Source organism: Pusillimonas sp. NJUB218 (genome assembly GCF_003788685.1).
In the GTDB taxonomy this organism is placed as follows: Bacteria; Pseudomonadota; Gammaproteobacteria; order Burkholderiales; family Burkholderiaceae_B; genus Neopusillimonas.
The window spans coordinates 223,634-235,517 of record NZ_NQMK01000004.1 but is presented as its reverse complement, the minus strand read 5'-3'; the positions used below and the strand labels follow the sequence as shown (position 1 = coordinate 235,517).

Below are 11,884 nucleotides of genomic sequence, written 5' to 3'. Positions count from 1 at the left end.
TCACCCGCGCTTGGCCGACCTGCTTGCCAATTCACGAACAACCTGATCACGCAGCAGTATCAAGACCTGTAACTCGCGTTCAGAAGGGTTCCGCGGGGCGTGATCAAAAATACTCAGTGCGCCCAAAACACAACCGTTAAACCGAATAAGCGCACCTGCATAAAACTGCAACCCATGCCACCAAGAAGCCAATTGCGGCGTTTTTTTACCTTGCAATGCAGCACAAAAATCGCCTCCAACAACCAGGTCGGCATAAGGGTTCGGCTCGAGCAGCGTTTGCGAACAAATGTATGGACAAATCGGCAGCTCGCGCGCACCTAGGCCCACTTCAGCCTTGAACCAAAAACGATCTTTATCTATGAAGTTTATGGCCGCAGCCGGCACACCCCACGTGAGAGCGGCCAAACTCACGATGTCGTCGAAGGCCTCCTCGTACTCGGTATCGAGAATGCCCAACTGATCTAAAACACGTAACCTTTGGCTGTCGGACACCATAGCGTCAACTCGAGGGTCTGCTTCGCAAGTAACCATGGCTTTACATATAAGTGACGATAGTTGACTTTGTTTCTTATAGATACGTTTTGTTAATTATAATATTTGAGATGCTCACCAAGCGCCTTAATAGCCCTATAAATTGAAAGGGTACTGATTCGCTAGGCTCGATACACGCGTCGTTTACGTAAACTAGGCTTTTGAGCTTCTATACGCACGAGAATCAACAACAAGGCCAGCCATTTTTCTCCGGCCTTGTTGTTGGATAGTGGCGGCGCCACAAGAGCGCCGCCCCCCCCTTAGAACTTCACACGCAAATACAAAGAACCCGTATTTTCGGTGTTACCGTTACCAAACTGGCCGTTGTACGACAGCCCCAGAGCGGCCTGCTTACCAACAGCCATTTCAGCACCTAAGTCGACCAGCGCTGCGTTCTTGGCAATAGGCGAACCTGCCACCTTGAAGCTCGCACCATTACCCTGAGTGAAGCGCATGCTGCGAGACGATTCGATATCGCCCGCCGCATGGCGCCAGCCCAACCCGGCAAACAATGTAGCCTTGTTAGTCCCGGTATCAATGGTAGTTTTACCGCGCAGGCCCAAGGTAAACATGGTGACGTCGTCGGTTTGGCTATCGCTGCTAAGTGCAGCAGCCCCACCCGATTCGGCAAAACCCTTGGCACGCTGACTCAGCCACGCAACGCCCAGGTATGGCTCAACTTCGCTGGCCTGCCCCACCGGCATGGCATAACCCAGCTCGGTAAACAGTTGCGTCGTATTGACATGGTAGTCGGCCTTGAGGGTTTGATTGCCCCCCAGGGTAACGTAACGGCGGCTGTCGACATTGTGACGGGTATAGGACGCACCGGCCATGAAGTTGACTTTGCCTTCACCAGTTGCCCAGCTGTTGCCGCCATAAAGCGCAGCGGTGTAGCTGTTGACGTCTGATTTTGATGACCGGTCGTTGACTTCGATTTTGCCATCGGTAAAGCCGAAAGCGGCACCCACACGCCAACCGTTACCCACTGCCCCATCGCCCCCCACGAACAGACCTGTGGTCCGCGTACTGACCTTGGCAGCATTGCCATTGTCTTCAAGCGAACCCCAGTTGCCAACGACCTCGGCCCACAACGGGCGTGCGTTAGATGTGGGCATGGCACCCGCAGGCAAACTACCTGACGACTGCGCGACCGGCGCGCCAGGGGACATACCTGCACCCAGATTGCCGCGCATACGGTTGGACAAGGTTTTGGTGATAACGCTGGCGCCACTTAAAAGTGCCGACTGCGTGCTGCCGTGAAGTTCACCTGAAAGTTGATTGAGGGCGTCAGCAGGATCTGAAGACACTGCCACCGCGTCGACAGCAGCATTTTCGCCCTCTACCGACGTCACGCCGTCTAACGTGGCATTTTGGTTAGCCGACAAGCCAGGACGTATCTTGGCTACCTTGGCCGCGTCAAAAGACAGACTGATCTTGACGTCTTTAGCGCCGTACTGGGTAGCGTTAAGCTTGACTAATGTGCCGTCAAAACTGCTGTCGAGGGCTTCGGATTTGAATCGTTTTGTTGGATCAGTTGCCCCATCAATGGCACCGGCCACAGCTTCTACAATAGTGTAGTCATGGTTCAGCTTGTAACCGCCCTTACCGTCTTCTTGACGCACTTGCAGGTCGATACCGCTAAGGTCTACGTTACCGGTTGAAATGCGGATCAGGTCGGATGCACCTGCCGCATTAACTTCGGCAACATAAGTACCCGTAAAACCCGCCATAGAACCATAGGTTTGAACACCCACGGAGTTACCAGGGCCCAAAGTACCGCCCGAGCCCCGCAGTACGCCGGCCACGTTCAGGTTGCCACCCAGGGTGGCGCCGCTATTTACAACCGCATCGCCGGTAATGGTGACGGGGTTTTGCGTGGTACCGCCGCGTAGCGACGAGTTGCTGTCCAGTTGAACGCCACCATTGATGGTGGTGCTGCCACTCCCCAGGCTGACGCTACTGTTGCTGGCGGCCAGCGCGGTGCCAGTACCGCTGCCAATGGTGTTGGAGGATCCGGCAAAGTTCAGTGTGCTACCCACGGCGGTTACGCCGCCTTGAATAACGGCATTGTTGTTGAACTGCAGGGTAGAACCCGTTTGCCCAGACAGGCTCTGGGTAATGGTGGTGGTGCCCGACCCTTGAAACGTCATGGTGGAGTTAGAGGCGGCCGAAACACTGCCCGTCACTGTATTGACATCGTTGAAGGTAACGGTGGTGTTCGATGTGTTGGTAACACTGCCAGTGCTGCCGGTAATGGGTTCACTTCCATCGGCAACGGTGGTGTTGCCGTCAACAACCAGCCCTGCCCAGAACGCCCCGTCTTGAACATCCAGAACGGTTTGGGCAATTCTGTTTGAATCCGTATCCCTTAAGCCTCCGTAATAGTTCTCAATGTTGCCATCGGCATAAGAGCCGGCTTTTAACGTAAGGTTGACTACGCCATCTTCGCCACTGCCGGTACGATCCACGCGCAGCAATGTACCGTTATTCTTGGTCAGCGTTGAGCCGCTGCCAACGGTAATTTTTTGAGTCTGACCATGTGTGTCGAAGTTGGAGCTTATCGACGCCAGGCCTGCCTCGACAGTAGTGTCATTCAGAGTAACTTCAGCACCATTCAGTATTTCAATGGCGTTGCTCTTGAGGGCGACAAGACTGCTACCATTCGAGCTTGTCAGTTGGCTACCCAGACCAGAAACTCTGGCGGCAACTGAGTTTGTACCGCGTGTCTCCACGCGAGTCTTGTTCAAGTCAATGACACCAGTTTTTTGCGCCAAAACACCATAACTGCCATCACTAAGGGTGGTGATCGACGCGTTATTGAGATTGACACGAGCAGCTCCTTCCTCAGCGAGTGCCCCCATATTTTTATAGACTGAGGCCCCACCCCCTTGAACCAGAATGTTTGCGTTGCTGTAAGTAGCCACGCCACCGTTCAAAGCCCAGAGCCCATAGCCTACCTGACCTGATGTTGTTACGTCCACGCCGTCGGCCGTAACGGTCGACCCAGCGTCGCGTGCGTAAAGGCCATAAGCCATGAAGCCGTTTGTAGTAACAGAGCCCCCAGTTAATTCGACGCTTCCACCGTTATAAGCATGTGCTCCGTAAGCTCGCTGACCTTGAGTAACTATGGTGGTGCCGGTTGTTGAGATTGTCGACCCCGCACCATCAGCATAGAGGGCGTACCCGCGTGATCCCTGGCCTTCACCTTGGCTTCCTTTGCCATTCTCGTTCTTTGTTTCTATGGTGCCGCCAGTAAGCGTTATTGTTCCGCCCTCATTTGCATAAGCGCCGTAACCAAGCCCTGTTGTAACGACGTTCGTGTTGACGCCTGTGATGCTTGAGTTGGCGCCCAGCGAGTACAAACCGTGGGCGCCGTCTATGCCGAGGTTACCGTCAGCAACTGTGACCCCATTGTGGCTGGTGCTGATAGAGCTATTTGTAAGCGTTATCTTCCCGCCGCGTTCGGCAGTTGCGCCGCGAGCCTTCGAACCAGTGGTAACAATTGTAGTGTTGTCGACTGAAATGACCCCGCCAGTGGCGTTTTTATCGTTATTAGCGACCAAGCCATGGCCGAGCTCACCGCTGGTGGTTATTTTCGTGTTGTTCAGCGTGATGGTTGACCAGCTTTCGGCAAACGCACCAAAGCCATTTTTCCCCGTGGTGTCGATAGTGACGTCTGATGCACCTGTCGTGCTGATGAGACTGCCGTCGATGGCGTGCAGAGCAAAAGAGTCGTCACCGGTTGTCGAAACGGTAACGCCGACGCCAAGATTGATTACAGACTTGTCTGTGCCGTCTTTAGAGCTAGCGCCCGACTGAATGCCGTGGGCTTTATTGCCCACGGTGTGTACGATCATATTGGATGCGTTCAGCGTGGACGCAGCACTGCTTCCATTTTCGTGAACCAGAACGCCCCAAGCGCGTTTGGAAGAATCTGTAGTACTTGCTTTGTAGTTTTTGCCATCAATGGATGCCGACTCACCATCTCTGTGACTATAGGCTGCAGCGTTGGTTGCCTGGTTGTCGTACTGAGTATCCGCCACCGCTGTTCCCGCTACTCCTATCAAGCCCGCACCCGCCAAGGCAAGTACACCGCTGCGCAACATGCTTTCTGCGCAGCTTTTCTGCACCGAAGAGCCCGAGCGCTTTCCGCGCGCGTGGCTTAGTTCTGAAACGGCTACGTATGTGCCGGTTTTTTCGTTCCAGATGGTTTTGTAGACCCTATTCATTTTCTCTCCTGTGCAGCTTATGCCCGGTGTTGCCGTTGGCTAACCGTAGAAAGCCTGGTTCAACGTGATTTATTTGGATACAAGTAGATTTTTGTATCCATTGAAACATTTTTACTCACATTGATCAAGCAACCGTAATTATATAAATAACATTATTTTCGGTTGAAAAATGAATGCAATATTTCAAATAACTTCATAGGAATTGCAAAAAACCAAAGCTCAAAACGCGGAAATGAAGTAGTTTTTTAGCCCTATTTTTATTTAAAAGCCTAATAAACAAGAAAAATTCAGAGAAAAGCACACTAGAACAGCAAGCCAACTGCCCAACAAATAAATTACATATTCCTTCAATTACATTATATTTTTTGTATACATCAAAGATCAGACGAGGCAAGAAGCACGCTTAAATGTAAGCAAACAGCCCGCGCCTTTGGCAACAACAACCAAAGAACAACACAACCAACCAACGCAAAAAGGCCGGAACACCGCCCTATGGCATGTGTTCCGGCCTAGCCAGAAACTATTCGAATATGCGTGCTTGATCAGCCCAACTAAGACAACAACATCACTTGCCCGGTGTCTAACTGATAGATACCGCCCACCACTTTAAGAGCGCCGGTTTCGACGCGTTGCCGCAAAATTGGTGTGGCGGTTGCCAGGCGTTGAACATTCAACCGGACATTTTCTTCCGTAGCCCGCTCTAGCAAAGACAAATTGCCGGGCTGACGACTGGCTGCTTGTACCGCAGGAACAATAGCCGTTGCCAAGCTTTGAATGTGGCCTGGGTAATCTGTATTTTTTTCGTAGGCGGAAATGGCTGCCGAAACGGCACCACAGCGGCTGTGGCCCAACACCATAATCAGAGGCGCGCCTAATACAGCCACCGCATATTCAAGGCTACCCAAAATGTCGACATTGACATAATTGCCGGCCACACGGGTAACAAACAGGTCGCCACGCGATTCGTCGAAGCAAAACTCGGGGCCGACACGAGAGTCCGCACAACTTAACAGACACGCATAAGGGTTTTGACCTTCGGATAGCGCGGCGCGAGATGTCGCGAAATCTTTTTTCGACGTGTCGCCTCTCACATAACGTGCATTGCCCGCCATCAGGCGCTCAAGCGCCTGGTCAGGCGACAGCTTGTTTTCTATTTTTGGCGGCGCCGACTGGGCTTGCGATTTCGCACCCAGGGAGCCAAATAACAGCGCCGCCGAGAACCCCGCAAGAAGCTTGCGCCTACCCGCCGAGACCTGGCGTTGATCAACGCCGCCTAAACCCCGATGAAACCGCGAAAAACAAGTGACACACATAATCGCCCTCCGTCAGGGAAAGTCAGGCATGAGTCAACCCGATACAGCCTGGGCTACCTGAAACGCAATTCTAAAAAGCGGGCACCGCTTTGCTGTGGATCACCGCTAACGCTGCGCCCGATTAAAGCTTGTGTCAATAGGTAATGGCAGCAACACCGTCATCACTGGGAATACACGCCATAAAAAACGCCCGGGCACCGCCTTGTCGGCAGGTGCTCGGGCGCGGTTTGGTGTCGCCGGGCTAGCGCTTGGGCACAGCATGCGTTACAGCGCGCCGCACCACCGACAGCCCGGGCTTACCCGGCCGAGTGATTAACCCAGCTTGGCAATCGCCGCGTTCAGCGTTGCGCTGGGGCGCATTGCGGCATCAACCTTGGCTTTGTTGGGACGGTAGTAACCACCGATATCCACCGGTTTACCTTGCGGTGCAGCCAGTTCGGCGACGATCTTGGCTTCGTTTTCGGTCAGCGCCTTGGCCACTTCGGCAAACTTGGCTTGCAAGTCGGCGTCGGCGGTTTGCTCGGCCAAGGCCTGAGCCCAGAACATGACCAGGTAGAAATGGCTGCCGCGGTTGTCGAGGCCGCCGACTTTACGATCGGGCGAGCGGTTGTCGTCGAGGAATTTACCGGTTGCGCTGTCGAGGGTATCGGCCAGCACTTTGGCTTTGGGGTTGTTGTAACTGTTGGCCAGGTGTTCAAGCGATGCGGCCAGAGCCAGGAACTCACCCAGTGAATCCCAGCGCAGGAAACCTTCTTCGACGAACTGTTGTACGTGCTTGGGCGCCGAACCGCCTGCACCTGTTTCGAATAGGCCGCCACCGGCCATCAAAGGCACGATAGACAACATTTTCGCGCTGGTGCCCAGTTCCATGATGGGGAACAGATCGGTCAGGTAGTCGCGCAGCACGTTGCCGGTGACCGAGATAGTGTCTTTACCCTGACGAATACGCTCGAGCGAGAACAGGGTGGCATCGACCGGGGTCATGATGCGGATATCGAGACCGTTGGTATCGTGGTCTTTAAGGTAGCGCTCGACTTTTTCGATAAGCTGAGCGTCGTGACCGCGTGCAGGGTCGAGCCAGAATACCGCCGGGGTGTTGCTAAGGCGCGCACGATTGACAGCCAGTTTTACCCAATCTTGAATCGGGGCATCTTTGGTTTGGCACATGCGCCAGAGGTCGCCTGCCTGTACGGCATGCTCGAGCAAAACGTTGCCCGACGCGTCGGTAACACGCACGACACCGTCGGCCGGCACAACAAACGTTTTGTCGTGCGAGCCGTACTCTTCGGCGGCTTGCGCCATCAGGCCTACGTTAGGAACACTACCCATAGTGGCAGGATCGAACGCGCCATGGCGTTTGCAATCGTCGATAACGGCCTGATATACACCTGCATAGCAACGATCGGGGATCACGGCCTTGGCGTCTTGCAAGTTACCCTCGGCGTTCCACATCTTGCCCGAATCGCGAATCATCGCAGGCATCGAGGCGTCGACAATGACGTCGCTAGGTACGTGCAGGTTGGTGATGCCTTTGTCGGAATTGACCATGGCCAACGCGGGCTGCGCTTGATAGACCGCATCGATGTCGGCCTTGATGGCGCTTTGCTGGTCGGCAGGCAAGTCGCCCAGACGAGCGTACAAATCGCCGATACCATTGTTGGGGTTGAAGCCAATGGCTTTAAGCGCTTCGGCATGCTTGGCCAGTACATCTTGATAAAACACCGAAACAACGTGGCCGAACAGGACCGGATCGGACACCTTCATCATGGTGGCTTTCAGGTGCACAGAAAACAGTACACCCTGACGCTTGGCGTCTTCGATTTGCGCTTGCAAAAAGCTGCGCAGCTTGGCCACCGACATGACCGAAGCATCGATCACTTCACCGGCTTTAAGCGTCGTTTTTTCTTTCAGGACGGTTTTGCTGCCATCGTTGGCCGTCAATTCAATTTTGACGTCGCCAGCCTGCCCAACTGTGACGGATTTTTCGCTGCCGTAAAAGTCGCCGTCGGCCATGCTGGCCACATGCGCTTTGGAATCAGCTGCCCAGGCACCCATTTTATGGGGATGCTTGCGTGCATAATTTTTAACCGAGAGGGGGGCACGACGATCGGAGTTACCTTCACGCAAGACGGGGTTAACTGCGCTGCCCTTAACCTTGTCGTAACGCGCCTTGATGTCTTTTTCTTCGTCGGTTTTAGGCTCATCGGGGTAATCGGGCAAAGCATAACCTTGGGCCTGCAATTCTTTAATGGCAGCCTTCAGTTGCGGCATCGAAGCACTGATGTTGGGCAGCTTGATGATATTGGCTTCGGGTTGCGTTGCCAATTGACCCAGCTCGGACAGCGCGTCGGAAATTTTCTGGTCAGCGGTCAGCTTGTCGGCGAATACCGCCAGAATGCGGCCCGACAGAGAGATATCACGCGTTTCCATGGCGATACCAGCTGTACGGGCAAACGCTTCGACCATTGGCAGCAACGAATACGTCGCCAAAGCCGGCGCTTCATCGGTAAGGGTATAGATAATCTTGGAAGTCATAGTGTCCTCTTGAGCCTGTGTCTGTCGCGGAAAAAGCAGGCACCGTTATCCGGGACTGGCACCGCGGGTTAGCGTGATATGTCTTATATAAGATACAAGACAGCCCCCTATTATAGCGAGAGCGCTGTCAAGTTGGCATACGGTTGATAATTTCCTGACCAAAACCTGAGCAAGACACCTGTGTGGCGCCTGGCAGGCGTCGCGCAAAATCGTAGGTCACAACTTTGTCTTGAATAGCTGCCTCGATGCCGGCCACAATCAGGTCGGCGGCTTCGGACCAGCCCAGATGGCGCAGCATCATTTCGGCGGACAAAATAGCCGCCCCCGGATTAACGTAATCTTTGCCGGCGTACTTGGGCGCCGTGCCGTGCGTCACTTCGAACAAGGCCACCGAATCGGACAGATTGGCGCCCGGGGCAATACCCGTCCCCCCCACCTGTGCCGCGACCGCAGCCGAAAAATAATCGCCGTTCAAGTTGGTGGTGGCAATAACGTCGAACTCTTTAGGGCGCAACAAAGCCTGCGGCAGAAAGGCGTCGGCAATGGCGTCTTTAATGACGATATCGCGGCCCGAAACAGGATTTTTAATGCGACACCACGGCCCTTCGTCGATGAGCTGCGCACCAAACTCGCGTCGGGCCAGGTCGTAACCCCAATCACGGAACGCCCCTTCGGTGAACTTCATGATGTTGCCCTTGTGCACCAGCGTGACCGAACTGCGGTCGTGGTCGATGGCGTACTGAATCGCTTTACGAATCAGGCGCTCAGACCCTTCGCGAGACGCTGTTTTAATGCCGATGGCCGATGTTTTGGGGTAACGAATATCTTGCGCCCCCAGCGTATTCTGCAAAAAATCGATCAACGCGTCGGCCTGATCGGACTCGGCCGGAAACTCGATACCTGCGTACACATCTTCTTGGTTCTCGCGGAAGATCACCATATCGACGCGTTCGGGGTGGTGGACGGGCGACGGCACACCCTTGATATAACGCACCGGACGCAAACACACGTACAGGTCGAGCTGATGTCGCAAGGCCACGTTGAACGAACGAATACCCCCACTGACCGGCGTGGTCAGCGGGCCCTTGATGCCGACGACGTAATCTTTAATAGCCTGTACCGTTTCGGCGGGCAACGCCGTTTGCCCATAACGCTCGGCAGCGCTTTGCCCGGCATAAATTTCCATCCAGTGAATTTTGCGTGCGCCGTTGTAGGCCTTTTGTAGGGCGGCATCTACAACATTACGCATCACCGGCATGATGTCTTTACCCGTGCCGTCACCCTCGATAAACGGGATGACAACCTGATCGGGTACCTGCAGCGTACCGTCGGGGTTGACCGTAACCTTGCCGCCCTGGCTGGGGACCTGAATATGCTGGTAAGACATGAGTGCTCCGGTGAGTAATTGCGTGGCCGGCATGCGGCGTTTCAGGCATTTTATCGCGAGCAAAACAGCGACAGTAATCACGCGGCGCGATGGGGACTAACCCGACCTTTTAATTTCAGGCACACCCAAATACAATTTGGCACAAATTTGAGTGAACACCATGCCACAACTGCAACAACCCGTCCTGACCTTGCCCGACCTGCAACGACCGGTCGTTTCTCCGTGCGCCGGCGCTTTTACCCTGATGTGCGATGAAAACTGGCAGGTAATTTGGGCATCGCCCGAACTGCCTGTATTAACGGGATACGCCACCGACGACGTACTCGGCAAAAACCCCGGCGACTTCCTGCATGGCCCCGACACCGACACGGGTACCCTCGACCAGTTGCGTGAGTGCGTCGCCCATAAAAAGCATTTTTCAGGCGAAATGCTGAACTACAAAAAGGACGGGACGTCGTTTTGGGTCCACTTGAGCTTTAACCCCATATTTAACGATCACAACGAATTCCAGCATTTTGTCGCGATCCAAACCGTCAATACCTATACAGCGTTTATTGAAGAGCAGACGCGGGCTTACGTAACGCGCATGGAACGGCAACGCAACGTACTGATCCGGGAAGTGCATCACCGCATCAAGAACAGCTTGCAAGGGGTTGCCGGCATGCTTCGCCAGCATGCCCAGTCAGAACCCCAGGCCGCCCATGTACTGGAAAAAGCAATCGCCCAGGTACGCACCATTGCGGTCGTACATGGGCTGGAAGGCAAAGCGCTATACAACGAAGTAGTGTTGTGCGAGATGGCGCCCAGTATCGCCCGTATGGTGCAAGAGCTGGTGCTACCCGACGGCCCGCACTTTACAGTAACCGTGAACGTGCCCGAACGCATCCGGGTCTGCGAACAAGAACGCGTACCCATTGCCCTGATCCTGAACGAATTGATACTTAATGCCGCCAAGCATCTGTCGGCCACCGAACGGTACAGCACATTAAGCGTGGGTGTCGCCTGGCAGGCGCAGCTTGAGTGCGCGCGCATTACCATTACCAACCCCGGCCGCCTACCCGATGACTTTGATTTTGCGGCCGAACAGGGCATCGGCACGGGGCTTGAACTCGTCCGCTCGATGCTGCCTGCAAACGGCGCCACCCTGACCTTTGCCAATCGCGCCGGGTTCGTCGAAACACAGCTCACGCTTTCACCCCCGGTCATTTACAGCGTCAACCCCTCACGTCTACCTCACCCAACATGACACCTCAGCCGTCTACCATCGCCGTCGCCCCCCACCTGCTGGTTGTCGACGACGACCGCCTTGTGCTGGCCACACTGTCAAAGGGGCTCAAGTATGCCGGCTTTACCGTCAGCGAAGCCTACTCGGGCGAGCAAGCCCTGCAACTGCTGCAAGACATTACCCCCGATCTGGCCATACTGGATATCAGCATGCCAGGCGTGTCTGGGCTTGACGTAGCACGTCAACTTCGGGCCAACACCCAGATTCCGTTTATTTTTCTTACCGCCTACGGCGACGAAGAAACGGTTAAAGAAGCTACCGAAAGCGGTGCCGTCGGCTATCTGGTCAAGCCCATCGACACTGCACAACTGATCCCGGCGATCAAAGCGGGCCTGGCACGCGCCGCCGACATTGTTGAACTTCAAAGAAGCGAAGCACAACTGAACCACGCCCTCGAATCAAGCCGTGAAATCAGCATTGCGGTAGGCATCATCATGGAACGGGCTCGCCTGGACCACGAAAAGGCTTTTCAGGCGCTGCGGTCACAGGCGCGTCGCACTCGCCGGCAAGTTCAAGATCTGGCCAAGTCACTGATTGCCGCTCACGAAACGCTTAGCCAGTTCGACGCCTAGGGTAATCCACACCTAGCCAATGGCTTTTCATG

The 11,884-nt window shown here is 54.6% G+C and carries 7 protein-coding genes; 2 read left to right on the top strand and 5 right to left on the bottom strand.

Annotation, left to right across the window (positions count from 1 at the left end):
* The 5 genes from CHR62_RS07505 to icd form a co-directional block, all read right to left on the bottom strand.
* The gene (locus CHR62_RS07505; RefSeq protein WP_123660505.1) at nucleotides 1–531 is read right to left on the bottom strand and encodes a GAF domain-containing protein; all 531 of its coding nucleotides are present in this window, start codon (nucleotides 529–531) and stop codon (nucleotides 1–3) included.
* A gap of 260 nt (nucleotides 532–791) precedes the next feature.
* Nucleotides 792–4,760: an autotransporter domain-containing protein gene (locus CHR62_RS07500; RefSeq protein WP_123660528.1), complete on the bottom strand. Its 3,969-nt coding sequence runs from the start codon at nucleotides 4,758–4,760 to the stop codon at nucleotides 792–794.
* Between the two features lie 551 nt (nucleotides 4,761–5,311).
* Complete coding sequence (locus CHR62_RS07495) at nucleotides 5,312–6,073, bottom strand: carbonic anhydrase (protein WP_093969184.1); 762 nt, start codon at nucleotides 6,071–6,073, stop codon at nucleotides 5,312–5,314.
* Nucleotides 6,074–6,385: 312 nt separating this feature from the next.
* On the bottom strand, nucleotides 6,386–8,608 hold the full coding sequence (locus CHR62_RS07490) for an NADP-dependent isocitrate dehydrogenase (protein WP_123660504.1): 2,223 nt from the start codon (nucleotides 8,606–8,608) through the stop codon (nucleotides 6,386–6,388).
* Between the two features lie 127 nt (nucleotides 8,609–8,735).
* The gene (icd, locus tag CHR62_RS07485) at nucleotides 8,736–9,995 is read right to left on the bottom strand and encodes an NADP-dependent isocitrate dehydrogenase (RefSeq protein WP_123660503.1); all 1,260 of its coding nucleotides are present in this window, start codon (nucleotides 9,993–9,995) and stop codon (nucleotides 8,736–8,738) included.
* Between the two features lie 160 nt (nucleotides 9,996–10,155).
* Here icd and CHR62_RS07480 point away from each other — a divergent pair, with 160 nt between their 5' ends.
* Both CHR62_RS07480 and CHR62_RS07475 read left to right on the top strand, forming a co-directional pair.
* On the top strand, nucleotides 10,156–11,241 hold the full coding sequence (locus CHR62_RS07480; protein ID WP_123660502.1) for a PAS domain-containing protein: 1,086 nt from the start codon (nucleotides 10,156–10,158) through the stop codon (nucleotides 11,239–11,241).
* Complete coding sequence (locus CHR62_RS07475) at nucleotides 11,238–11,852, top strand: ANTAR domain-containing response regulator (RefSeq protein ID WP_123660501.1); 615 nt, start codon at nucleotides 11,238–11,240, stop codon at nucleotides 11,850–11,852. The genes CHR62_RS07480 and CHR62_RS07475 overlap by 4 nt, the downstream gene beginning before the upstream one ends.
* Nucleotides 11,853–11,884 lie beyond the last annotated feature (32 nt).

Excerpts from the sequence above, each read along its gene's own strand:
- CHR62_RS07500 (WP_123660528.1), bottom strand. The coding sequence starts at position 4,760 with ATGAATAGGGTCTACAAAACCATCTGGAACGAAAAAACCGGCACATAC.
- CHR62_RS07475 (WP_123660501.1), top strand. The coding sequence starts at position 11,238 with ATGACACCTCAGCCGTCTACCATCGCCGTCGCCCCCCACCTGCTGGTT.
- CHR62_RS07480 (WP_123660502.1), top strand. The coding sequence starts at position 10,156 with ATGCCACAACTGCAACAACCCGTCCTGACCTTGCCCGACCTGCAACGA.
- CHR62_RS07495 (WP_093969184.1), bottom strand. The coding sequence starts at position 6,073 with ATGTGTGTCACTTGTTTTTCGCGGTTTCATCGGGGTTTAGGCGGCGTT.
- CHR62_RS07505 (WP_123660505.1), bottom strand. The coding sequence starts at position 531 with ATGGTTACTTGCGAAGCAGACCCTCGAGTTGACGCTATGGTGTCCGAC.
- CHR62_RS07490 (WP_123660504.1), bottom strand. The coding sequence starts at position 8,608 with ATGACTTCCAAGATTATCTATACCCTTACCGATGAAGCGCCGGCTTTG.
- icd (WP_123660503.1), bottom strand. The coding sequence starts at position 9,995 with ATGTCTTACCAGCATATTCAGGTCCCCAGCCAGGGCGGCAAGGTTACG.